Source organism: Metasolibacillus meyeri (assembly GCF_003049505.1).
GTDB classification, from domain to species: domain Bacteria; phylum Bacillota; class Bacilli; order Bacillales_A; family Planococcaceae; genus Metasolibacillus; species Metasolibacillus meyeri.
Genome location: NZ_PYWN01000088.1, coordinates 20,064 through 44,732, shown reverse-complemented (window position 1 = coordinate 44,732; position 24,669 = coordinate 20,064). Strand labels below are relative to the sequence as shown.

Genomic DNA, 24,669 nt, shown 5'->3' with positions numbered 1-24,669 from the left:
TGTCGCTGACGTTACACTTTCGCGACAGGAGAAGATTTGCTGAATCAAGTTAAACATTGAAATTCGCTCAACCAAACTTAAAAGCAGAGCATTGCTGCAAAGTTGATTGGATTTAAATAACAATGGCTGCCGGAAAAGTGACATATTAGCCAACTTTTCCGACAGCCTATTTACAATTATAGTTTTGTATCATCAATTGAATTTAAGTAATCTTTAATTGTACCAATTACCGATTCCACACAGCCACTCTCAAACGGTGAAATAAGGCCGGCTTCATTCACTAGATTTGTAAAGGATTGTGAGCCACCTAAGCCGCATAAATGCACATAGTCCTTCCATGCGCCATCGAAGTCCTCGCGTGAACGCTTCCAAAATTGGAATGCACATATTTGGGCTAATGTGTAATCGATATAATAGAATGGGCTTGCATAAATATGCCCTTGACGTTGCCAGAAGCCGCCCGCCTCTAAATAAGCATTACCATCAAAATCACGGTTCGGCAAGTATTTCGCCTCGATATTCTTCCATGCTGCCTTGCGTTCAGCAGGTGTCATTTCTGGATTTTCATAAATAACATGTTGGAATTCATCAACCGCAACACCATATGGTAAGAATAATAATGCACCACTTAAATGCGTAAATTTATATTTGTCTGTTTGCTCTTTAAAGAAGAGCTCCATCCATGGCCATGTGAAAAACTCCATACTCATTGAATGAATTTCTGCTGACTCATATGTTGGCCATAAATATTCTGGAATACCGATGTTGCGGCTAGAGTACACTTGGAATGCGTGACCTGCCTCATGTGTTAATACATCGATGTCACCTGATGTTCCATTGAAGTTTGAGAAAATAAACGGTGAGTTATAGTCATCAATAAATGTACAATAACCGCCACTTTCTTTCCCCGTTTTCGCTACTAAATCCATCAACTCATGGTCAATCATAAAATTGAAGAACTCGCCTGTTTCCTTTGATAGCTCCTCATACATTTTCTTACCATTATCGATAATCCATTCTGGAGAGCCCTGTGGTTTCGCATTACCTGTTAAGAAATTCAAGCCTTCATCATAGTATTTAAAATCTTCTACACCAATGCGCTTCGCTTGACGCTTATATAGCTCTGTTGCGACTGGTACGATAAAATCACGCACTTGATTGCGGAACTTCTCTACCATCTCTGCATTGTAATCAACACGATTCATATTAATATAGCCTAGCTCTACATAGTTTTTATAGCCTAATTTCGTCGCAATTTCATGACGTAGCTTCACTAATTTATCATAAATTTCATCAAATTTCTCACCATGCTGTGCATAGAAGCTAAAGTTTGCTTCGCGTGCCGCTTTACGCACATTGCGATCCAATGATTCACCATACGGCGCTAACTGTGCAAGCGTTAATGTTTTACCATCAAAGTCGATTTGTGCAGATGCTACAAGCTTATTATATTCTGAAACAAGCTTATTTTCCTGCTGCATTAATTCAATCACTTCTGGTGAGAAGCCTTTAATTTGATTTTCTGCTAATGCAAAAAGCTGTGTTCCCCATTTTTCTTCAAGCTGTGCACGGAATGGTGATTTCACAAGCTCTTGATAATATTCGAATACAATTTCTTCTGCCTGTGGACTTACTTCATCTAAATAATCACGCTCTGCTTGATAAAAAGCATCATTTGTATCGATGGATGCGCGAATATAAACTAAATTCGCTTGCGTCGAGAAATTATTACGGTACGCATTAATTTTTTCAATAACTGCGCTTTGTTCCTCTACATTTTGTGCATTTTTGAAATCCTCAATCAATGCACGTACTGCTACTTTCATTTCATCTAAATTTGGACGCTTATACTCATAATCTTTAAATGTTACTCCCACGATGTCCCCACCTTTAAATTGTGTTTGAATCAATGACGCCTTTAGCTAAAGGTCTTATGTTGATTTCCTAGCATGCCGTTCCTTTCTAGCATTTGCCCAATCAAAATCATTCAATTCGCTTTTAATTATTTACTACTATTCATTATTTTGCAACTATTCTGAAGGACATTTAGTAGAATTATAGTCAATTGTCAGAATTATTTGTGTGCCTGACACCTATACATTAAATTTACGAATTGCTTCTTGTAAGCTATGAATCTCATTCATTAACTCGTTTGCAGAATTTGTAACAAGTTCGATTGTATGTTGTTGCTCCTCTACAGATGCCGTAACCTCCTCTGTCACAGCTGCATTTTTCTCACTAATATTCGCAATATCTTCCATTGAAATGAGCATCTCATTTTTAGACGTGTTCAACTTATTCACGCTACTCGACATATCATGAATAGTAGCCGTAATGTGTTCAACAGACTTTTCGATTGCCTCGAACGAGCCTTGCGTTGTCACAACAGAGTCACGTTGCTTTTGCACAATTATTGTCGCTTTCGCCATTTCATTTGTTACTAAATTTGTTTCTTCTCCAATTCCACGCAGCGTCTCTTTTACTGCTCCTGTTGCCTGTTGCGTTTGATCAGCTAATTTACGTACTTCTTCCGCTACAATTGCAAAACCTTTTCCATGCTCACCTGCACGTGCCGCTTCAATCGATGCATTCAAGGCTAATAAATTCGTTTGATCAGAAATTTCATTAATTGTACCTACAATCCCTTCAATCTCAGTCATTTTCTGCATTAAATTATTAAATACCGTTTGCACTTGTATCATAAGCTTGTTCGATTCTTCAGAGCTTTGCTGTAAATGCTGTAAATTTGCCATTCCTTGTTCATTGGAATCAAACATTTGTACAGACGCTGTTAGCATCATGTCATTTTTTACATGTAATACGTCAATTTGAGTAGCAAATTCAGCTGTTGATCGATTCGTCTGTTCCGTGTTTAAAGCTTGCTGCGTCGCACCGCTCGCCACTTCCGCAACCGCTTTCACAATTGTCTCGCCTACAGCCGTCGTTTCCTCTGCAACAGCCGATAAATTGCTAGAAGTCGTTTGAATTTCAGTGATTGTTTTCTCTATATTTGAGATAAGTGCCTGTAATTGAATCACCATATTATTAAAACCTTCATTCAAAGTACCGATTTCATCTTGTCGATTAAGTTGATCAATCGTTACTGTTAAATTTCCATCTGCTACTTGGCTCACTCGCTTAGATAAACGTATTAGCGGAATTGCTAAATAGCGTGAAAATACAATCGACACAATCCCTCCTACTACAGCAGAAACAATAAGCGTTGCTAGAATGACTTTAACTAAGTCATTTACAGGTGAATTAAAATCTTGCATGTATGTACCTGATGCAACAATCCAGTCCCAATGAGGATCTAGCTTTGAGTAAATTAATTTTGGTGCTACAGCAGTTTGCCCTGGCAGCTCAAAATCATAATATGTAAAACCCCCACCAGCTAATGCATGCTCTTTCACTTCTCGAATAAAATAACTTCCAGAACTATCCTGACTTTCCCATAAATTATCCCCTTCACGTGTAGGATGTCCAAGCAATGTTCCATCATGACCTAAAATATAAATATAGCCGTTTTCCCCTAAATTTGCAGGGTATTTTAGTGAACGCTTGCCCTCTGCACCCATTGCGCCAATCAGTTGCGTTTTGATACGCTCTTTTGCTTCTTCAAGCGTTAGCATCCCTTGCTCTACTTCATAATTTGTCGATTCAATTAATTGCAAAGCCGTTTCTACGCTATTTTTAATTACCGTTTCTCCTAGCTCATCCATCCCTTGCTTTGCTGTCATATAACTAACAACACTAATGATGAGACTGGGTATAAAAAATATTAAAAATGAAAACACAAGCAATTTACCCTGTATAGATTTTAGAAAACGTGTCATTGTCATCATCCCCCCATCTTTAATCTAAAAATATATAACTAATATTATTACATAAATAGGCACAGTAGGGAAGAAAGCCTAATGATAAGTGAAAATCAGCGAAATTCATAAAAAAAACGCCTTAAAAGTAGGCGCTTTTAGCAGCAAGTATTTACTATCTAAAAAAAAGTGCCTCATCTTACAACATGAATCTCTTTATTAACCAGTTCAAAAGTACCAATTTACCCAGTGGACAAAAAAATTCGCCCAACCAATGCTCAGTTTCGCCCGTAAGACAAGTAAATTTACTCAAAAACAGAGGCATGCCTGAAAAGTTGATACCTTTTCGGACATGCCCCTTGTTTTCAAAGCTCTCTCTTACAATTTAAACTTCTCAATCTCATTCACAACGTCTTTTGACGTAGCATCGAGCTTTTCGACTACTTCATTGAGCTTCTCAACCATATCTACTTGAATATCTATCGATTTTGCTACTTCCTGTGTTTGAGTTGTTGTGTTTATTGCCAATTGGCTCATGTCTTCAGCGGATGCTAATATTTCCTCGGAGCTCGCTGACATTTGCTCGATAACTGCTGAGTTTTCTTGAATATTATTATTAACTCGTATAACAGATTGTAAAATGCTTTCTAGATTTTCACCAATTGCTGTTACTGCTAAGCTACCCTCTTTTACATCCTCTGTACTTACAGCCATTTCACTTAATGCACGTTCCGCAATTTCTAAGAAGCTTTGTAAATGGTTGCGAATATCGTCTGCTGAAGTGCGCGACATTTCTGCTAGCTTACGCACCTCATCAGCTACTACAGCAAAGCCTTTACCTGCTTCACCTGCTCTTGCCGCTTCAATCGCAGCGTTTAATGCTAATAAATTGGTTTGGTCTGCAATGCTTGTAATGACAGTAACCATTTCTTCGATAGAATGGAATCGTTCACCCATTTCACGTACTTGCTCAGATGTTCTAATAACTGAAGCTTCTACGTTTTGAATTTGCTGAACAACATGTTTAGAGTTTGACGCACTCTTTTCCACTAACTCTGTCATATCGTTCGAAGATTCGGCAATATCGCTTGTTGAATCAGCTAATCTTTGAATACCAATTGTCATTTCACTCATCGCTTGCATGACCTCATCATTGCTAACTTGTTGTTTGCCACTACCTTCTGCAATTTGCGTTACACTTGCAGCAATGGTATTATTCGAATCACTTACATGGTGCGCTGTCAAATTAATATCTTCAACAGCCTGCTCTAGGTTATTTGTTTTTGCATGAATTGTTTCAAATGTTGCTGAAAGCTGTTGGAGTGCATTTGTAAAGTCTTTTGCGAATCTGGAAATTTCATTGCCATTCGTCATATCGATGTTAGATACTGCCTCATTGGCACCTTTAATATCGCCTTCCGCTAAATAGGTTGCTGACTCCTTCAACGATGTTAAAGGGCGCAAAGATTTATTAATATAATAATAAAGTATAGCTAAACCTAAAATTGCAATTACACTAAAGATAATAATAATCATAGGGATAACTTCCTTAGCGATTAAACTACTAATGATATCAACATAGTCTGCATCCATATCAATCCCTAAATAAAAAACTGCCTCTCCACTTGCATCCTTTACCGGAATTGTTCCTGAAATAAACTGCCCGTACTCACTTTCAATAATATCTGTATAGTAGTAGTCATCTTCTAATGCTTGTACAAGATGGGCATTTGAGGTAGCGCTTGATTCATCACCGATAGCAGCTGCATTTTCATGGTCATCTGCTGGCATACCATCAACTAAAAAAACTGCCTTTCCTTCTTTACCATTTGTAGGTGGGGCAAAAGTATAAGCATACATAACGCCATTTTTCTCACGTAGCTCATTTAATTGTTCACGTAATTCCCAGTATAATGTACTCTCTTCTGGTGAATTTACTAGCTGCTTATAGCCTTCAATATCCATATATTCAGCTATATTTTGTGCTACTGTTACACTATGCTCTGCTAATGTTGCTTTTACGGACTTTTCCGTACTATAAACGGTCATGAAAACATTAGCTGCTATTAATACTATAAAAACTGCAATTGTAATGGCTACAATACGGCTCGCTAATCTATCTTTTCGTCGCATAAGTAGTCTCCTTTCTCGATTTCCAATCGTTATAAATATTGTGACTTACTTCGACAAAATTCACAATAGTTAAAATCTTTAAGCTTGTTTTTTCACAATTTTGCCATATAAAAAAAGAGACTGTAAATTTTTTCATTTTACAGCCCCTTTAAAATGTATTATTAATTAATACTACGAATTAATATGGTAAGGACAAGCAAGTTTCAACTAGCACGCTACTAAGAATGTAACTGAAGCTCGACCTATTCTCCTAAATCTGCATTATGATATACACGCTGAACATCTTCTAAATCTTCTAGCGCATCAATCATTTTTTCAAATTTTACTAAATCATCGCCTGTTAACTCTACCTCTGTCATTGGTAGCATTGTTAACTCAGCTACTGTAAATTCCTCAATACCAGCTGCTTTAAATGCTTCTTGCGTTGTATGGAATTGATCTGGTTCTGTATAAACGATAATTGTACCTTCTTCGTCCATAATATCACGCGCATCTAAGTCCGCTTCCATTAGAATTTCTAGTACCTCATCCTCTGTTTTACCTTCAACGCCAAACACTGCTGTGCTTTGGAACATATGTGCAGCAGAACCGCTAACACCCATATTCCCACCGTTTTTGCCGAATGCTGCGCGCACCTCAGAAGCAGTACGGTTAACATTGTTTGTTAAAGCATCAACGATAACCATTGTACCGCCTACCCCAAAGCCTTCATAGCGCAGCTCATCAAATTGCTCATCTCCGCCGCCTTTTGCTTTTTCAATTGCTTTTTCAATAATATGCTTTGGCACAGAATATGTTTTTGCACGCTCTAAAACCGTTTTTAATGCACGATTTGATTCTGGATTTGGCTCACCAGATTTTGCTGCTACATAAATTTCACGACCGAATTTCGCATAAATACGGCTATTTGCTGCGTCTTTCCCCGCTTTTTTATCTTTAATGTTATTCCATTTACGCCCCATCGAGTTCACTCTCTTTCAATTATATATAAATTCAATGAAATAATGTTTTAACTTAACTATTATACATAAAAAACTTCAAAAATTAAATTATAAATCTTGTAAATTAAATGTATCGCCTTCTTGCAATGTGCCGCTCTTATAGCCCTTTGTAAACCATCGCATGCGCTGCTCGCTCGTCCCATGTGTGAAGCTTTCTGGCACAACATAGCCACGTGCCTCCATCTGCAATGTATCATCACCAATCGCATGTGCAGCCGTTAATGCCTCCTCAAAGTCGCCTTCTTCTAAATAGCCTTTGCTTTGCACGTAATGTGCCCAAACACCTGCTAAATAATCGGCTTGCAATTCAAAGCGCTTCACCTGCTCGTTATACTCTGCTTGCGATACTTTACCATTTAATGCATGCACCTTTTGCGAAGTGCCTAACAATGTTTGTACGTGATGCCCTACCTCGTGTGCGACAACATAAGCCATCGCAAAATCACCAGGTGCTTTAAAGCGATCTTTCAATTCTCCATAAAAGCTTAAGTCAATGTATAGCTTATAATCTGCTGGACAGTAAAACGGTCCAACAGCTGCACTTTGCAAGCCACAGCCTGAGCTAACACTTTCAGTAAAGAGTACAAGTGTTGGATTTTGATATGTCATACCGTTGTCTTTAAAAATTTGCGTCCAAATATCTTCCGTATCTGCCAGTACGACCGACACAAATTCAGCCAGCTCTTCCTCTTCACGACTTGGTGTATATACCTCTGTCGTTTGCCCGTTTTGCGTAATACTTTTCGTCACCGTATTGAGTACATCACCTGCATCCCCTCCGCTCAGCAATGTATAAATAATGACAATAATAATTCCAATACCACCTAAGCCACCACCGACTTTTCCAGCACTCATGCCGCGACGATCTTCTACATTGCTGCTTTTACGTCTGCCTTTCACATCCATAGATGTCCCTCCAATATTTCTTTACATATATTCGTACCCGTTTTACAAGTAAGATACTCTTTTTTAATAAAAGTAAGGTAGAAAAAACGCGCTCACGAATCTTATCGTGAACGCGCTTTTTCATCCTCTAAAACCTTCTCCAGCAGAGCCTCGCAGCCTTCTAAACAAAGGTCATACGTTTCTTGGAAATCGCCTGTATACCATGGATCCGGTACATCTTTCTGATGCGCTGTTAAATCTAGAAAACGGAAAATTTTTGTATCATCCGGCTGTCTAAGCATTTCGCGAATGTTATCTACATTGCTTGTATCCATCCCAACAATATAATCAAATTCTGTAAAATCACTGCTTGTTAACTGACGACATTGCATACCAGTTGTGACAATGCCATATTCCGTTAGCTTCGCCTGTGTTCCTTTATGTGGTGGCTCACCAACATGCCAGCTACTCGTGCCTGCTGAATCCACTGTAATTTTCTCACTTAAGCCGCGCTTTTCTATTAAATCGCGCATAACAGCTTCAGCCATAGGAGATCTACAAATATTGCCCAAGCATACAAATAGTATACGCATCTCGCTCAACACCACCCTATATTTTTGCGTGTAGCTCTTCCGTTAAACGTAGCAATTCCTGCTCTAAAAACTTTGTTGCTTCATCGCGTGCTTCCTTGCCACTTTCCACTGTAAATGGCTTCCCATAAATTAAATAACCTTTTTGACGCTTAAATACTTCCCCCACATTACGTGGTCCAACATAGGCAGCTGGTACGATTTGTGTCTTTGAAAGCTGTGCAATTGTTACCGCTCCTTGCTTCAAATCATTGCTTTCTGTTGAGCGTGTACCGCTTGGGAAAATACCGACGATTTTTCCTTCCTTAATAAGCTGACGTGGAATTTTAATAACGCTTGGTCCAGGATTATCACGGTCAACAGGAAAGGCATTTAATCGATTAATGAGCCAACCAAGACCCTTCATTTCAAACAACTGCTTTTTCGCCATAAAATGAATTTCACGTGGATAAATCGATACGCCTAGATTAATAATGTCAATATAGCCTGTATGCGTACAAGCAATAACAAAGCCGCCATCCTCTGGTAAATTTTCCTCGCCATATACCTTTGCCTTTGAGCCATTTATTTTTAACGTAACCTTACAAATATTCGCTGCTAATTTATACACATCATTGCCCTACCTTATGTTTTAATACTTTTATTTTAATCAAAAAGGTGCATTCTTTCAATTATGTGTACTGCTTTGCAATGTCTTGTACTAAATTTTCTAGCCAGCTATCAAGCTGTGAAAACTGAAAACCAGCCGCTGTCGCTTTATCATTTTTCATATACCATGATGCGGGAATCGCATAAGGTGAACGTATTTCGTCATCTCCTAAAAGAGCGATTTTTGCTCGTTTGCCTGTCGCCTTCTCTACTAGCTCCATTAATGTACGCAATGTAATTGCTCCCGTTGCCGTTGCATTAAATGGACCCTCTACCTCAGTTTCCCCCGCCCATAATAAAAAACGAGCTGCTTCATCCGCATGAATAAATGACATTTCTGCCTCCATATTGACAAAGCCAATTGGCTTCTCCTGCGCTACACGCTTCACATGAAAATGCAGTCGCTCTGTATAATCATCCGTTCCCATCACAATTGGGAAGCGCACCGCTACAACAGGAAACTCTGCATATTTGAAAAACACGGCCTCTGCCTGACGCTTTCCTTCTCCGTACGTAAAATCTGCCGTATCCCCCATACGAATCGCATAATTATGCGGATCAAAGTCTTCCTCTACTTTTATAGCACCATCAATCTCATATGTTGATAATGTAGACGTAAAAACAAGCTTACCAATTTTTCCATTAAACACATCACAAAAAACCTTCGCTTCATTTGGCGAATAACAAATATTGTCATAGACAATATCGAATGTACGGTTTTCCATCAGTGATTGTAAATCGCTCGCATTTGTGCGGTCTATCACGACATGCTCCACTTTGCCGCCAAATGGATTGCCCGACTTTCCTCGTGTCGCAATTGTCACTTGATACCCCTCTGCTAATAGTCGCTCTACTAATTTCTGTCCAAAAAATCGCGTTCCACCTAATACTAAAACTGTCGCCATCGTTTATTCCCCTTCCCCAATTAAAATATCTACATCTATCGTAATTTGTGGTAGCTCTACTGCCTCGCTATTTTCAATATGCCAACCCATCGGTGTCATTTGCAATAATTTTGACACAAGTCCCGTGGCTAGCGGTATGGTGTAAGTAAGCCGGTGAACATTCACATGTGCAAAGCTTTCTTTAAAGCGTTCTACCGTTTGGATATTAGAATAGTTTTCCTTCTCTGAATCCGCAAATGCTTGCACACGTAACTCTTTTAAATAGCCTTCCTGTGGCACAACTTTAATTACTTTACCATTTGGTTGAAGCAAGCGCTTAAATTCCTCATAATTGGCCGGTGATAAAATATTTAAAATCGTCGTAAAGCTCGCTGATTGAAATGGGCTATTCGCTAAATCACCAACACACCAAATTTTCTCACTATAAAATTTAGCCGCAGCGATAATTCCTTCTTTCGCAATATCAATGCCCACACCTACCGCATTCGGTATCTGTGCACAAATACGGGCTAAATGCGAGCCCTCCCCACAACCTGTATCTAAAATAATTTGTTCACCAACTAATAACTCAGCAATCTTCTGTTGCAAAGGATCATAAAGACCGCTTGCAATGACTTCCTGCCGTGCCTCAAATAATTCTTTGCTATACATTGTAGCAACAGGCTTTGTCATGAAATTCATATAGCCTTGCTTTGCCATATCAAATGAATGATTTTCACTACAGCTCATTGTTCCCGTATCATTTAACTGCATCTTGGCCTGACAAAGTGGACATGCAAATAACGCCATATGCTGCTTTACATAGTAAATGCTTGCTTCTCTTTTTGATAATTGTTTCATCATGCTCTCCTACAACCGTTTTCTCTATTGTACAGGAAAAACGCACTCAACAAAAATAGCCCCGTCCTATTAAGGAGCATGGGGCTATCACAATTACTCTATTAAATCCCTCTTCACTCACTTCGTGCCTAACACGCCTATTTCTTTAAGAAGGCTAATCAAAAACGGGTTTTTCTCACTTTTTAACGCCTCATCTGTACAGGCTGAGTCAGATGCATAGCTTAGTTTTTGCGCCTCTCCTAATGTGGATTCTTCAAGAAAATTTGTCGCATTCGCATCTTCAAAGCATTGTGGAGCGATATATGTTTTAAACGTATGCTCCAAAATGACCCTAGTATCTGCCGAAGGTTTCGTTTCTCTCGGTATAATGAAACTTGCAAAAATAATGACAATCATTAAAACTGTAAAAAGAATCAATCGTCTACTTTTCTTTCCTTGCATGAACTCACTCCTTCGATAGCAGCTTTATATCTTTAATTATTTCTTCATACGGTACATTTAGCCCATTATAATTTTTGATGATGATTCCCTCTTTATTAATCAAATAAAAAGATGTGCCGTGTATCACTTGCGTATCATCCAAAGGCTTTTTAGCAATTGTTTTAAAATTTTCTAACGCGAACTGCTCAATTGTTTCTTGTGAATAACCTGTTAGCAAGTTCCAATTAGATAAATCTGCACCGTAGCTCAACGCATATTTTTTTAAAATTTCTGGTGTGTCTATTTCTGGATCAACACTAAAGGACACTAATTCTACATCCAACTTCTCTTCCTTTAACTTTTCTTGTAGCTCCGTCATATTCGCCATCATTGGTAGGCAAACTGTCACACAATTTGTAAATACAAAATCGGCTACCCATATCTTCCCTTTTAAATCAGCTAATCCAAATTCTTGGTCTTCCTGATTGGCAAATGTAAACTCTTTCAGCTCCCAATTAAGTGGATCTTTCACTTGTTGGCTGCATCCGATCAACAAAATGGAGAAAAATAATATAGAAGAAAATAATCGTTTTTTTCGCAATACACTCACTACTTTCCATTCAATTGTAGGTACTCTGACTAACGTCATCATAAGTATTGGTCATCGCCAATCTATATGTCAATGTGAGCTAGCCCTTTTTCACTCTTTCTTCTTTCTTATCACACATTTTCTAAACATTTTTGACACTTTTACAACAAAAAACTGCTAGGAGAGTCTAATTACTCTTTCCTAGCAGTCTCATATTTAAGTCGTTTCCATCGCTAAATGCTCGGTTGTTTTTCTATCCTTTAATGCATCATAGGCTGCCTGTATATTTTCAGGCGATAATACTTTTTTCTGTTGATGTAAATGCACAATCCAGCTCTTTAAATCATTTGTCTTCAACACATCTACATTATCAGAATGCAGCTCAATTTTCTGGAAGGAGCATTCATTTGTAAAGACAACAATTGCTTTATACGCCTCTGCATCTACTGTAGGCAATACATCACGCAATGTATAGACACTACGTTGAGCTTGATGGATTGGGTTTGGGAAAGTCTCTTTTCGCTCCTTATGTAGAAGCTGTGACCATTCAATATCTTGCTCACGTCCCGCAATCCAGCCCTTTTTCTGCTCTACATGTACTACATAAATGCCTGATGCGTGCATAATCAACACATCTACTGGCTTTTCATTTGGTTGAAGCTGTACATCAAATAAAATATCATATTTTTCTTTCGTCGCTTTTAATTCCGCTGTCAGTTTATATAATGTATGAACTCTACTATTACTTAGTACATCGAAAATCGAATACGACGTCGCTTTACTAAATAAAGAATCATCATATTTATAAACAATAAGCATTACTATAGCTATGAATAGAAATACACCTAGCAATATCCAAACCATTCCTCACGTCACCCCATAGACAATCATTTATACAGTTATTGTAACAAACTAACAACGGCTTGGCTACGCGCGTTTAGAACTATAATTTTTTATCAATGACAATGCTACCTAGCTCTGTTTTTAGCTTAATCAAATTTTCCCCTGTACCATAAACAAGGCGCTTGCCACGCTCACCATAAATCGAAATTTTCCCTAGCTCTGATTTCGCCTCAATTGTTGCATTATCAATCGCTTTTGCTGTTAGTACCTCTATTTTCCCTACACTTGTTTTCAGCTTTAATGGCTTTGTAATGCTTTCAACATCCATCGTCATCTTGCCTGCCTCTGTACGCGCATCAATTTCACCTTGAATATTGATTAAATCTACACGCCCTGCTTCTGATTTTACATGCCAAATTTCCGCAATAGAGTCTTCAATGATGACTTTGCCAGCTTCACTTTTCACAGTAGCTGTCGTAGCATGAACTGATTGCAATTCTGCTTTCCCAACGCTTGACTTTACATTTAACTCACTAGCTAAGACATTTTTTAGCTTTGTCTTACCAACAGATGTATGACATTTAATCTCCTTTGCTTGTAGCTTTTCAATCACAGAGCCACCGATTTCATTTTTAATGACAATGCTTTGGTAAAGTTTTTCTGGTACATAAACGAACGCTGTCGCCCCATGATCTATATTGAAATTAATATTAATCTTTAAGCCAAATAATTTAAATGTACTTTCCTCTCGTTGAATGTCAATAGTCAATGTATTATTCGCAATTTCCACATCCATTATAAATTGCTCGCCTTTGCTTTTTAATTCTGTATAAAATTTCCCTGTTGGTGATGGTAATAATTCAATAGCAGCAAGTTCACTATCAATTTTAATATGATCGAATTCTTCTTCCTTCACAGTTTTTGATGTTTGAATGAATTCCTGTTCTGAATAAGCTTTCAACAGCTCTGCTGCTAGCTCATCTACATCACCTAATGAAGTAATTATTTCTTCCACTGATTTCCCTTCAGCCTGACCACTTGCAAAGTATTCCTTGAAATCACGCAATATATCTTGTCGCTCACCATCATTTAACTTTGCTAACGCTCGCTCTAATTTGCTTAAAAATTGTTGTTCCATCATTATTATTCCCCCTCATTCATTAAACTGTTTACCGCTTGGTAAAAATGTTCCCATTCCATCTTTTGTATGCGCAATTGCGCCTTGCCATCTTCGGTAATTTGATAATACTTTCTTGCAGGTCCTTCTGTCGATTCCACCATATACGTTGTAAAATAGCCTTCTGCTGTTAAACGACGTAGTAATGGATACACAGCCCCTTCAGAAATATTGATTTTACTTGAAATTGCCTGTACTAGTTCATATCCATACATATCGCGCGTTTCAAGTAAGGCGAGTACACATAAATTCAGCACACCCTTTTTAAACTGTGGATTCATTGCGTTTCCTCCTCCCACTACTATTTATTAATTAGTAGTATAGCATCCACTATTGTTCAATGCAAGGTACTGATTTAAAAATAATAGAAATAATTCAGAAATCTCGTGCACCTTTATCGAAAATAAAATCGTTACCGCCAGTGTTTTCAACGATTTAAAAGAAGATATCATTTTTCTCAATGCCGTACGCTTCCAGCAAAAAAGTGTCTGGGGAGTGATCTAATATACCACTTCCCAGACACTTCCTATTTTACTTGTCTTAAAGACTTCATACTTTTTGCAAAAACCCATAACAACACAATACTCGCAATGGCGATGCTTGCTGATAAATAATACGTTTTACCACTCGCCAGCGTGAGCATCCACGTGAAAAATAACGGTCCGATAATGCGTCCTAAGCTATCCATCGAATAAATAACACCTGCTGCAGTGCCATACATACCACCTGATTCCTTCGAAGCAAGCGATGTATTTAACGTTCGAGCAAGTGCATTTCCTGCCGTAAATACGCATAGTGCTGCTCCAGCAAAGACTAAGCTATTCGTGAATGGTAGCATGAATAAACCGATTGCTGTAATAATTTGTGCGAGCATTAACCATTTCGGCTCTTGTCCATCCTTCACTTTGCGTACGACCATCCCTTGAATGAAAAAGTCCACAAAGCCGCTAAATAAAAACAGTGAGCCGATTTGCGCTGGCGTAATTTGAATCGCATCCATGTGGAAAAGCTGAAATGTCGATTCAACACCTGCTAATAAAAATGTCACTAAAAATGAAAACACAAATAAATAGCGAATACGGTAGCTAAATAGCTGACCAGCCGCCATTGGGATAAGTGCACGCCCTTCCGTTTTGCGGTATGTATCTGGCTCTTTCAAGACGGCTAACGCATAGAAGAACAGCATAAAAATTAGGATTGCTGACACTGTAAAAGGCATCTGTATGCTGATTTCTCCAAGTAAACCACCAATTGCAGGACCAAAAATAAACCCTAAACCAATCGACATCCCCATAAAGCCCATATATTTATTGCGGTTGTCCTCATTTGAAATATCACCAATAAAACCAGTTACGGCTGTGTATAAAGCTCCTGAAAACAAACCACCAACAATGCGTGAAGCATAGAGCATTGGCAATGAGTGTATAAATATTGAAACCAATATAAAGCTTAAACTAAAGCCAAGCAAGCCTACTAATATTAATTTTTTTCTTCCTACTTTATCAGATAAGCGCCCCCATAACGGTGCTGTAAAAAAGCTCGCAAGTGAATAAATCGTCAACAGTCCGCCAACATGCATCGGATGAAAGTCTTGCTGGACAATAACCTCTGGTAAAACAGGGATAATTAGCCCGAATCCTACATATACAAAAAATTGCACAGATACGAGTAAAAAAATTGCTTTATTCATAACGCCTTCTCCCTTATTTAAACTAAATTATTCTCTACAAATTGAACAAGTCGCTCATAACCCTTTACGCGATGATTACAATTTTAAGCATTATCACAAATATATTGGCTATACGCTTTATATGTATCTACCTTCATTAATTGCTAGTCGATTAAACGAACGGTGTCATTCTAATAGCACTTCCTTTATTCTTAGCATTAACTATTTATTTTAACATGCTCTTCTCTATTATATAATAAGATTAGCATACTAAAAGTGAGGTTTTTGCATGCAAACAACGACAATCGATATACCCGCTTATGTTGAATCTGGCAATATTATATGCCCTCCACTAACAATTCCACATCAACCGGAATTTATAATGGGCATTTATACAGATCAAGCAAAAATACAATATTTATTAAAAGTACTGATGAAACAACCAAATAGCTATGTACATTTAAAAAACGATAATCTTTATGAGCGCTTAACAGTAAAAGAGCATGTTTCCTTTTTTAAAAAGCTATTCAACTCATCCGAAACGGTTGAAGCATTGTTACAGCTTGTTGATTTATTTGATTTTAAAAATATGAAAGCAACTCAGTTATCAAATAGCAATCGTCAATTACTTCATTATTTAAAGCTTTATTTAACACCTGCTTCCATCATTGTAGTTGAAGAGCCGTTGCAAAATATGGAAGATTTTTCAAAACAAATGACTGTACAACTATTTGAGAAGTTGTCTCAAAAAATGATTATATTGCTATCCAATAATGTTGAGGATCTATTTATTTCTTGTCATGAAACAAACCGTCTCGATGCACAAGGATTATGCTTATTGGATGTTGTTGGACAAGATACAGCAACAAATGACATCATAACATTTTCTCCAATGAAGATTGAGAAAATCCCAACGAAGAAAAATGATAAAATTATTTTGTTTAACCCACCTGAAATTGATTATATAGAAAGTGTGGAGGGGAATGTTTCCGTCTATGTTGCAGGAGAAGCATATCCTTGTACATTGACATTAACAGAGCTTGAACAACGCCTTCTACCACTTGGCTTCTTCCGTTGCCATCGCTCTTATATTGTTAATTTACAAAAGGTACGTGAAATTATTACATGGACGAAAAATAGTTATAGCTTATCCATTCATACAACAACAAAAACAACAGTTCCTTTGTCTAAAAATAAACTTACCTCGTTAAAAGAACTTATCGGAATTTAGCGAATTTCCGGGGAAATAATTTGCTCCATTTAGCCGTTTTATTTCTCCATTCGCCCCTCTTCCCCCTCCTTTCACCATGAATTGAATGCTCATTTCCTTTTCATCTATTACATTTAAGACATCACAAATATGGAGGGGAAATACGATATGACAACAATTATTGATGTTCGTCACTTAAAAAAGAAATTCCAAAAATCATACGCTTTAGCAGATGTTACATTTTCTATTGAAAAAGGAGAAATTTTTGGTTTCTTAGGTCCAAGTGGTTCGGGAAAAACAACAACAATTAAAGTTTTAACAGCACAACTTCTTAAAGATAGTGGTGAAGCACGGGTTTTCAATATGCCTGTTAGCGCCATGCAAAAAAGTAAAAATAGGGAAAAATTCGGTATTTTAACAGATAACAGTGGTCTCTATTCTCGGTTATCTATTGAGGAAAATTTAGCACTTTACTGCAAGTTATATGATGTACCTATAACAGCGATTAAAGAAGCTCTAGAATTTGTCAATTTATATGGAGAGAGAAAGAAAAAAGTGAGTATGTTGTCAAAAGGGATGACACAGCGCGTTTTATTAGCTAGAGCCATTTTGCATAAACCTGAACTATTATTTTTAGATGAGCCAACATCCGCACTTGATCCTGTCAACACAGCACATATTTATAATGGACTACGCGCTTTAAATGAGCTAGGTACAACTATCTTCTTAACAACGCACGATATGCAAGAGGCTGAAACATTGTGCCACCGTGTTGCTTTTTTAAATAAAGGTTCAATTCAAGCCATTGGTACGCCGAAGCAATTAAAGGAACAATATAGTGAGCAAACAATCACAGTGGAATTGCTAGATGGCTCATCTCACATTATTAAAAACGCGGCACAAAATGCCTCAGTTTTACATGATTGGATGGCAAATAATCAAATTTCTCGTATCTTTTCTAATGAACCAACTTTAGGCGATATTTTTATGAAAATTACAGGGAGTGACTTACAATGATGAATATTTCGATTGCGCGCATTCAAGCTATTTTTATGAAGGATTTTAAGGAGTTTTCTAGAAATTACGCTATTTCTGTCATGGTATTTGTTCCAATAATTCTGACGTTTTTATCTAGAGCTGAAGGAGGAGATGGCACTCAACAACTGCTGTTCCCGCTCGCCTTTACTTTCGGTATGGTGACCGCCTTTGTGCAAGCTGCTCTAATTGCAGAGGAAAAGGAGCGCAACACACTGCGTAGCTTATTGCTATCACCTGCCTCACTTGCAGATATTTTAATCGGTAAAAGCGCGTTAGTTTCAGCTATATCCGCTTTCACTATCACTGTTTGCTGCTATGTTATCGACTATATACCAAGCATTGCCTTAATGGTCGCTATGATTTTATCCATATTATTTTATACAGCTTTAGGTACAATTTGTGGCTTATTTGCTAAGTCAACATTAGAAACAACATTTACTGTATTACCCGTGGCGTTTATTTTCCCATTTGGTCCATTTGTTATGCTGTTAGCTGAGCGTTTTCCATTTTTAAAAATCGCCCAATGGCTACCAAGCACACAATTGTCCGATTTAGCACAAGGCGATATTGTTGCCCCATTAATCAATATTGCACTATGGGTTGTCATCGCTTGGGTTGCCGCAATAATACTTTGTAAAAAAAGAATGGTAGATTAATTGAAACCTTTTACCCATCTAGCCGTACAATAATTATGGCACCAATTTTCAAATACAAGGGGAAATTTTCGTTGAATCATTGAACCAAATGTTTCTTATTTATCATGTATCTAATTGCAATTTCAGATGCCTATTATTCTTCTTTATGGCTATTTGAATTGAAATCACCACCGCAACACCAAACTGTACAAACATATGGACAATTTGCGCTAGAGGTTGTTCATATGCGGTGACAAAGATGCGAATACTAAACAGCGCACCACAAAGAAAATGCAAAATGCACCATTATTTCGCATTATCCTATATGATAGAATTAAATTAAAAAGGTCGATTTATACCCAAAATTTGAGTATAAATCGACCTTTCTATCTAATAATAGCCTCTTATAATAAAATTTTCTCTAATTGCTGTAACCCCACTATTTCATAGGTAGGTTTGTAATTATCTACTGACTGCTTCCCATTTGGATTGAGCCAGCATGTATCGATGCCCGCTTCAATGCCACCTACGATATCTGCGTGGAAGGAATCTCCAATAATTAATGCCTTCTTTGTATGGAAATTCGGGATGCGCTCAAATACATAATCAAAATAGCCTTTCATTGGCTTCTGATAGCCTGTATCCTCAGATACAAATACATTTTTAAAAAATGGTGCTAGTCCTGTTACTTGTAAACGTTTATATTGAGTTGTGGATACACCATTTGTCACTAAATATAAATCGAATTGTAGTGCCAGCTTGTTTATGAGCTCCCACGCGCCCTTCACAAATACTTTGCTTTCCGTTAAATAATTGCGATATTTCTCATCAAATTGTACACCATCAACTTCTTGACCATATGCTGCAAACAATTTAGCAAAGCGCGTTGCAAGGACTTCATCGCGTGTAATCTCACCATTCTCAAATCTAGTCCATAAGTTGCTATTAATTTGACGATAGTTCGCCTCTATATCTTCCGTTAAAGGGATTTTTTTCTCCTCAAATAAACGGTGGAGTGCTACATCCTCAGCTGCTCCAAAATCTAGTAATGTATCATCTAAATCAAATAATAAATGCTGATATTTTTTCATATGCCCTCACCTCTCTCTTTTACTATAGCAAAATATTGTTGTGATGATTAGCTATTTTCAGGTACGATTCAATTGTAAAGTAGAAAGAAGGTTGGACAATGCCATTCGATTTAGATATTTCACTCATTATTATTTTAATTTTCTTTGGTTTTTTAGCCGCTTTTGTTGACTCGGTTGTTGGTGGCGGCGGTCTTATTACAATACCAGCATTGTTGTTCACAGGACTTAGCCCTGCTTCTGCCATAGCAACAAATAAGCTCGCAGGCTCATTAGGCTCTATGACGAGCACGATTACCTTTTATCGTTCTGGAAAGCTTGATATGAAGTCTGTTTATAAATGGTTTCCTCTATCATTTTTCGGCTCAATGCTTGGCGCATGGACCGTCCATTTAATCAATCCAGAAATTTTAAAACCCTTGATGCTTGTGATGTTAGCAGCCGTAGCTATTTATACAATTTTCAAAAAGGATTGGGGGCAGCTTTCTACATATAAAAGCTTATCTCCTAAAAAGCTTTTCATTTTTTTATTTATGCTTTTTATCATCGGTTTTTACGATGGCTTTTTAGGTCCTGGGACTGGCTCATTTTTAATTTTCGCCTTCCTAATTGTTGGCTTTGATTTTTTGAAAGCAGCAGGCAATGCAAAATTCTTAAACTTCGGTAGTAATATTGGTGGATTGTTTATGTTTATGTCACTTGGACAAGTAAATTATACATACGGTCTTATTATGGGGGCGGCACAAGTTGCAGGTGCCATATGTGGTTCCAAATATGCGATAAAACGTGGAAGCAGCTATGTGCGTATTTTATTTATCGTCGTAACAATTCTATTGCTAGCTAAAAACGCTTATGATTTTTTCAAATAGATCAATTACACTCAAGCTAACTCTCGTTCAGATTTTTCGAGCTTGCTCATATAACTGACCTGCATCACGCAGGCTCTCTCTTCAAAATTTGCGACATCCGCTGTAACATGATGTTGGTCACACAATCGTTGCACGCGTGTCGTAGCGTTCTTAGAATGAGTTTCTCTTTCTCAGCGGGTTGCCGCTTCGCTTTCGGTACAGAAAGAAGTTAAAATAGCAGCCTAGAAGTGTACGAACACGCCTCTAGACTGCCTTTTCTAACGCTTAATTTTACCGATATATCTCAATGCTTTTTCAGATGGGACAAGCATCACTTTATCATTGCGCTTTTTGCGAATTGTATATGCTCTATAAAAGCAACGTTCAGCATTCATTACATCACCCTGTTCTAAATAACACTTTCCTTTAAATTGCCAGATGCTATCTTCATACTGCTGTAAATTATGCTCATTGCAATAAGTTAATGTTTTTTCAAACACATCTATTGCTTTTTCATACGCTTTTGTATGTTTTATGATTTCTCCATAATGAATTAATGTTAATATGTACTCTTCTCCGCCTTCTGGCTCAAAATAATCTAGCGCTTCCTTTATGTAATATAACGACGTTGCAAAACACCCTACTAGTTTATTTAAATAACTTATTTTACGATATGTTCTATACTTTAAATTACCTTCTGTCGTTGGCTGTAATAGAAGAGAATCACCTAGGCGAAGGGCCGCATAAAGCTTATCTGTATCAGAACATTTCTCACGCAAAAAATCATTCTCATCAATAAAAATTAACTGTCTAACTTCTTGAAATCTTTGTTCAAAGTCATTTATTAGCACGAAAACCCTCTCCTTAGCTTTCCATCACGCTACAATTGTGATTCATCATCGTTGTCCTTCAACTGCTAATAATGCCTTCTTTAGCTCTATACCTGCACTAAAGCCTGTTAAAGTACCGTCTTTTCCAATCACTCTATGGCAGGGCACAACGATAATTACTGGATTCGCTCCAATCGCGCCTCCTACAGCTCTTACTGCCTTTGGATTGCCTATACGAGAAGCTATATCAGAATATGTACATACTTCTCCATAAGGAATTTGCTGCAATTCTCGCCATACACTTTCTTGAAAAGGAGTACCTTTATAATGTATTGCAAAATCAAATTGTTGTCGTTGCCCTTGAAAATATTCAGTAAATTGCTGCGTATAGAGCATTAACTTCTCAGCATCTTCCTTTACTTCGCTACCTTTATAACGCTTGTCTGCCCATGTAAGTAGCTCCTCCTCATTTTCATACAAAGAGCCTGTGTAGCATAAACCTTGCTCCATTGCTGCGATAACAAATTGTATGTCTCCATAACAGAAATTTGTCCAATAGATTTGTTGTGGCATTAGAATATCTCCCCTATTGTTAGCTCATTTCGGCAGTTGGTCCCATTACTGGCGGCACTGTTAAACCTGCTTGCCGTAATAACACGGTCATTTGTCCTCGGTGATGTGTTTGGTGATCAATTAATACTCTAAATAACGCACCACGTGGCATGGAACCTCCAAATGCAGGTACCTCCTCCGCCAATTGTTCATCAGATAATCCCACAATTTCTTTTTTATATGCTTCAATTACCATTTCATATGATTCTATAATGTCTGCCATATTGTTAGGCATAGCCATCTCTGGCCCAGGTGCAGGTATTTGTAAGCCAGCAAATTGACCAAATGCTCCAGCTACTCCAACTAAATGCCAAGCTAACCATCCCAATGTATTATGCCCTTCCACAATTGACTGACCCATTTTTTCATCTGGAATTGCCTTCAATACATTTAAAGTGCCTTTTGAAGACATATGCCAATCTTTTGAGAAATCCGCTACTGTGCGATACATAAAAATCCCCTTCCTAATATACCGAAAGTTTCACTTTATTTACAGCATAATCAAAAAAACATCAAATTTCAATCAGTTTGCTAGCTTAAACAATATATTGCTTTAAAGTGCTCCAAGCTTCTATTTTTTGCTCGAAAGTTTTAATATTCTTCCCTGGTATCGGGCTTGTAGATGGCATTTTTTCGTAATAGCGTCCATCTAATATATCTAGCCCTACATGTTTTTTAAATACCTCAAACGATTTCGCACCATTAAATAGCACAGCTTTCACTTGAGGATATTGCTGAAACAACCATGAAAAGTCATTAGCTACCTCGTTTCGAATATTCGCATCTAAGCTCCCTTGTCGCTCACATGATTGAATAGAATCCCATAAACCGATGCCCTTCTTTTTCAATACTTCTATACGCTGCCGATAATCCTCTTGTATGCTTTCCTCTGTAATCGCTGCAATGATTGGCCAAAAATGATTGCGTGTATTGCCGTAATATTGTTGTTTCTCTAATGACTGTACACTCGGCATTGATCCAAGGATAAGCACTTGTGTATTTTCGTCAATAATTGGTGGCAAACTATTTTGTCGCACTACTTTCACCTACTTCTACCATCCATTATATACTATTGAAAACATTTGTAGACAAAGTCTAAATTGACTTTGTCTACAAAAAAATTATTCTACAAACTTAACGTGTTGAATTTTATAAATTCCAGTTGGATCAATTGTGAAGCCTGTAACCTTTTTGCTCACACCTGTTAAATAAGCTTGGTGGTGAATGAATGCTGCTGGTGCCTCTGTGTTAAGAAGCGTTTGAGCTTCTTTATAATAGCCTAAACGTGTATCGCTATCTGTTTCAATACGAGCCGCAGCCAATAGCTTATCTACTTCAGGGTTTGAGAAGCGAGTACGGTTATTGTTGCCAATATCAGATGAATGGAACAGCGGATATAGTGCACCATCTGCGTCACCTGTTGATGCAGACCAACCTAAAATGAACATTTGATGGTCACCAGCACCCGTTTTCTCTAAATACGCGCCCCACTCCATTACTTCAATCTTTACCTCAATATTTAATTGCTTTAATTTTTCTTGTAAAACAATCGCAATTTGTTGACGTTGTGGATTGTCATTTGTCCAAATTTCTGTTTTGAAGCCATCTGGATATCCAGCTTCTGCAAGTAATGCTTTTGCTTCTTCAATATTGTAATCTTGCGGCACAATATCGTCACTTTGTCCCCAAATCATCGGTGATAATGGCCCTTTAGCCGCTACCCCAAAGCCATCATAAACACCTTGTAAAATTTCTTCACGATCGATTGCTTTTGAGATGGCTTGACGCACTTTCGGATTATCAAATGGCGCTTTTTCTGCATTAAAACCAATATATGCAATAGACATAGATGGTTGCTCATTTACTGTTGCAAAACCTTCTACCATCGATACTTCTGTTGGCTGTACTGGATCAATAATATGCGCATTTCCTACTTCTAAGTCCGCAGCACGCGTTGCACTTTCCGGTACTGTTTTAAATACAGCTGAATCGTAAGCTACTTGCTCGCCCCAATACTCTGTATTTTTCACTAAACGAATTTCTTGTCCTGGCGTCCATGCATCAAACTTTAAGAAACCTGTACCAACTGGGTTTGCATTTACATATGCACGAAGCTTTGATGTATCATCGCCTGCTTCTTCATAATCTTTCGCAATAACAGTTGGACTAATCATATATCCACCCGAATGTGTTAATACTGCCATAATCGGTCCATAAGGCGTTTTTGTTTTAATTTCTACTGTATATTCATCTACCACTGTAACCGATTCAATCGGCTCAAAGTTTGTCGCACGTGGTGATGCTACAGCTGGATCTAATAAACGATCTAGGTTGATTTTTACCGCTTCTGCATTAAAAGGTGTTCCATCATGGAATTTCACATCTTGACGTAATTTTAATTGCACTGTTACATCATCTACTTGCTCCCATGACTCTGCTAATTGTGGCTCAATATCGCCTGTGTCAAAATTACGAACTACTAAAGTTTCATAAATATTATTTTGTACGTTAGAAGATGGCACATCATTTGAACCATGCGGATCAAGCTCCACCGCTTCTGATAATACTTCTAAAATAAGATGACCACCTGTTACTGTCTCTTGCTTGTCATTATTATTGTCATTGTTTGTTGTATCCCCACCTGTTTCTTTACCTTTATCATCGCTACCACCACATGCTGCAAGTACAACAAGAAGAGCCGATAATAATAGCAGTAACCATAACTTATTTTTCTTCATCCAAAAACCCCCTTCATTAATAACAGAAAATTATGTTTTTTAAATATTATCTGAATGTTCTATAAAAAGCAACTCTTCTTTACAAATTATTTTCATCTAAAAAGCTGTGAGGATAGTAGCGTCCAGCTTAAATCCTTCACAGCCTTTAATTATGA

25 protein-coding genes are annotated in these 24,669 nt (G+C 37.7%); 4 read left to right on the top strand and 21 right to left on the bottom strand.

Translation table 11 applies throughout. From position 1 onward, the window contains the following. Positions 1 to 176: 176 nt before the first annotated feature. The 15 genes from C9J34_RS13520 to C9J34_RS13450 form a co-directional block, all read right to left on the bottom strand. A complete protein-coding gene (locus C9J34_RS13520) occupies positions 177 to 1,826 on the bottom strand; it encodes a M3 family oligoendopeptidase (protein ID WP_107840643.1) in 1,650 nt (549 codons plus the stop codon). A gap of 267 nt (positions 1,827 to 2,093) precedes the next feature. Continuing rightward, on the bottom strand, positions 2,094 to 3,836 hold the full coding sequence (locus C9J34_RS13515; RefSeq protein ID WP_107840631.1) for a methyl-accepting chemotaxis protein: 1,743 nt from the start codon (positions 3,834 to 3,836) through the stop codon (positions 2,094 to 2,096). Positions 3,837 to 4,193: 357 nt separating this feature from the next. Beyond that, the gene (locus C9J34_RS13510) at positions 4,194 to 5,948 is read right to left on the bottom strand and encodes a methyl-accepting chemotaxis protein (RefSeq protein WP_107840630.1); all 1,755 of its coding nucleotides are present in this window, start codon (positions 5,946 to 5,948) and stop codon (positions 4,194 to 4,196) included. A gap of 242 nt (positions 5,949 to 6,190) precedes the next feature. Further along, a complete protein-coding gene (locus C9J34_RS13505; protein ID WP_107840628.1) occupies positions 6,191 to 6,910 on the bottom strand; it encodes a YebC/PmpR family DNA-binding transcriptional regulator in 720 nt (239 codons plus the stop codon). Positions 6,911 to 6,997: 87 nt separating this feature from the next. Next, a complete protein-coding gene (ypfJ, locus tag C9J34_RS13500; protein WP_107840626.1) occupies positions 6,998 to 7,855 on the bottom strand; it encodes a KPN_02809 family neutral zinc metallopeptidase in 858 nt (285 codons plus the stop codon). 101 nt (positions 7,856 to 7,956) lie between these two features. Beyond that, entirely contained in the window at positions 7,957 to 8,427 is a 471-nt protein-coding gene (locus tag C9J34_RS13495; protein ID WP_107840624.1) for a low molecular weight protein-tyrosine-phosphatase, read from the bottom strand. Between the two features lie 16 nt (positions 8,428 to 8,443). Beyond that, positions 8,444 to 9,034, bottom strand: a complete 591-nt coding sequence (locus tag C9J34_RS13490; RefSeq protein ID WP_107840622.1) for a lysophospholipid acyltransferase family protein — start codon at positions 9,032 to 9,034, stop codon at positions 8,444 to 8,446. 61 nt (positions 9,035 to 9,095) lie between these two features. Then, positions 9,096 to 9,977 (bottom strand): NAD-dependent epimerase/dehydratase family protein, encoded by an 882-nt coding sequence (locus C9J34_RS13485; RefSeq protein WP_107840621.1) that lies wholly within the window; start codon positions 9,975 to 9,977, stop codon positions 9,096 to 9,098. A 3-nt stretch (positions 9,978 to 9,980) separates the two neighbouring features. Next, positions 9,981 to 10,817, bottom strand: a complete 837-nt coding sequence (locus C9J34_RS13480; RefSeq protein ID WP_107840619.1) for a putative RNA methyltransferase — start codon at positions 10,815 to 10,817, stop codon at positions 9,981 to 9,983. A gap of 117 nt (positions 10,818 to 10,934) precedes the next feature. After that, a complete protein-coding gene (locus tag C9J34_RS13475) occupies positions 10,935 to 11,258 on the bottom strand; it encodes a hypothetical protein (protein ID WP_107840617.1) in 324 nt (107 codons plus the stop codon). 4 nt (positions 11,259 to 11,262) lie between these two features. Beyond that, positions 11,263 to 11,838 carry an SCO family protein gene (locus C9J34_RS13470; protein ID WP_238600658.1) on the bottom strand — a complete coding sequence of 192 codons (576 nt, stop codon included), beginning with the start codon at positions 11,836 to 11,838 and terminating at the stop codon, positions 11,263 to 11,265. Positions 11,839 to 12,042: 204 nt separating this feature from the next. Continuing rightward, the gene (locus C9J34_RS13465) at positions 12,043 to 12,690 is read right to left on the bottom strand and encodes a nuclease-related domain-containing protein (protein WP_107840615.1); all 648 of its coding nucleotides are present in this window, start codon (positions 12,688 to 12,690) and stop codon (positions 12,043 to 12,045) included. Between the two features lie 79 nt (positions 12,691 to 12,769). Further along, positions 12,770 to 13,810 carry a DUF4097 family beta strand repeat-containing protein gene (locus tag C9J34_RS13460; protein ID WP_107840613.1) on the bottom strand — a complete coding sequence of 347 codons (1,041 nt, stop codon included), beginning with the start codon at positions 13,808 to 13,810 and terminating at the stop codon, positions 12,770 to 12,772. A gap of 2 nt (positions 13,811 to 13,812) precedes the next feature. Continuing rightward, positions 13,813 to 14,127, bottom strand: coding sequence for a PadR family transcriptional regulator (locus C9J34_RS13455; RefSeq protein ID WP_107840611.1), 315 nt, complete (start codon positions 14,125 to 14,127; stop codon positions 13,813 to 13,815). A 245-nt stretch (positions 14,128 to 14,372) separates the two neighbouring features. Beyond that, positions 14,373 to 15,536, bottom strand: a complete 1,164-nt coding sequence (locus C9J34_RS13450) for an MFS transporter (protein WP_107840609.1) — start codon at positions 15,534 to 15,536, stop codon at positions 14,373 to 14,375. Between the two features lie 268 nt (positions 15,537 to 15,804). On the opposite strand from C9J34_RS13450, the gene C9J34_RS13445 reads away from it, so the two are divergent. From C9J34_RS13445 to C9J34_RS13435, 3 genes are all read left to right on the top strand, one after another. Next, complete coding sequence (locus tag C9J34_RS13445; protein WP_107840608.1) at positions 15,805 to 16,746, top strand: LytTR family transcriptional regulator DNA-binding domain-containing protein; 942 nt, start codon at positions 15,805 to 15,807, stop codon at positions 16,744 to 16,746. Positions 16,747 to 16,893: 147 nt separating this feature from the next. Then, entirely contained in the window at positions 16,894 to 17,742 is an 849-nt protein-coding gene (locus C9J34_RS13440) for an ABC transporter ATP-binding protein (RefSeq protein WP_107840606.1), read from the top strand. Continuing rightward, positions 17,739 to 18,419, top strand: coding sequence for an ABC transporter permease (locus tag C9J34_RS13435; RefSeq protein WP_238600657.1), 681 nt, complete (start codon positions 17,739 to 17,741; stop codon positions 18,417 to 18,419). Before C9J34_RS13440 ends, C9J34_RS13435 begins: the two co-directional genes overlap by 4 nt. Positions 18,420 to 18,802: 383 nt before the next feature. Here the strand turns inward: C9J34_RS13435 and C9J34_RS13430 are convergent, their stop codons facing one another. After that, on the bottom strand, positions 18,803 to 19,489 hold the full coding sequence (locus tag C9J34_RS13430; protein ID WP_107840604.1) for a YjjG family noncanonical pyrimidine nucleotidase: 687 nt from the start codon (positions 19,487 to 19,489) through the stop codon (positions 18,803 to 18,805). Positions 19,490 to 19,587: 98 nt separating this feature from the next. On the opposite strand from C9J34_RS13430, the gene C9J34_RS13425 reads away from it, so the two are divergent. After that, positions 19,588 to 20,355 carry a TSUP family transporter gene (locus tag C9J34_RS13425; protein ID WP_107840602.1) on the top strand — a complete coding sequence of 256 codons (768 nt, stop codon included), beginning with the start codon at positions 19,588 to 19,590 and terminating at the stop codon, positions 20,353 to 20,355. Positions 20,356 to 20,612: 257 nt separating this feature from the next. On the opposite strand, the gene C9J34_RS13420 is transcribed toward C9J34_RS13425, so the two are convergent. The 5 genes from C9J34_RS13420 to C9J34_RS13400 form a co-directional block, all read right to left on the bottom strand. Continuing rightward, complete coding sequence (locus C9J34_RS13420; protein ID WP_107840600.1) at positions 20,613 to 21,185, bottom strand: soluble NSF attachment family protein; 573 nt, start codon at positions 21,183 to 21,185, stop codon at positions 20,613 to 20,615. A 45-nt stretch (positions 21,186 to 21,230) separates the two neighbouring features. Further along, the gene (locus C9J34_RS13415) at positions 21,231 to 21,737 is read right to left on the bottom strand and encodes a methylated-DNA--[protein]-cysteine S-methyltransferase (RefSeq protein WP_107840598.1); all 507 of its coding nucleotides are present in this window, start codon (positions 21,735 to 21,737) and stop codon (positions 21,231 to 21,233) included. A 19-nt stretch (positions 21,738 to 21,756) separates the two neighbouring features. Beyond that, positions 21,757 to 22,227 carry a DinB family protein gene (locus C9J34_RS13410; RefSeq protein ID WP_107840596.1) on the bottom strand — a complete coding sequence of 157 codons (471 nt, stop codon included), beginning with the start codon at positions 22,225 to 22,227 and terminating at the stop codon, positions 21,757 to 21,759. 85 nt (positions 22,228 to 22,312) lie between these two features. Beyond that, positions 22,313 to 22,813 carry a DNA-deoxyinosine glycosylase gene (locus tag C9J34_RS13405; protein ID WP_107840637.1) on the bottom strand — a complete coding sequence of 167 codons (501 nt, stop codon included), beginning with the start codon at positions 22,811 to 22,813 and terminating at the stop codon, positions 22,313 to 22,315. An 84-nt stretch (positions 22,814 to 22,897) separates the two neighbouring features. Further along, on the bottom strand, positions 22,898 to 24,514 hold the full coding sequence (locus tag C9J34_RS13400; protein ID WP_107840594.1) for a glutathione ABC transporter substrate-binding protein: 1,617 nt from the start codon (positions 24,512 to 24,514) through the stop codon (positions 22,898 to 22,900). Positions 24,515 to 24,669: the final 155 nt, after the last annotated feature.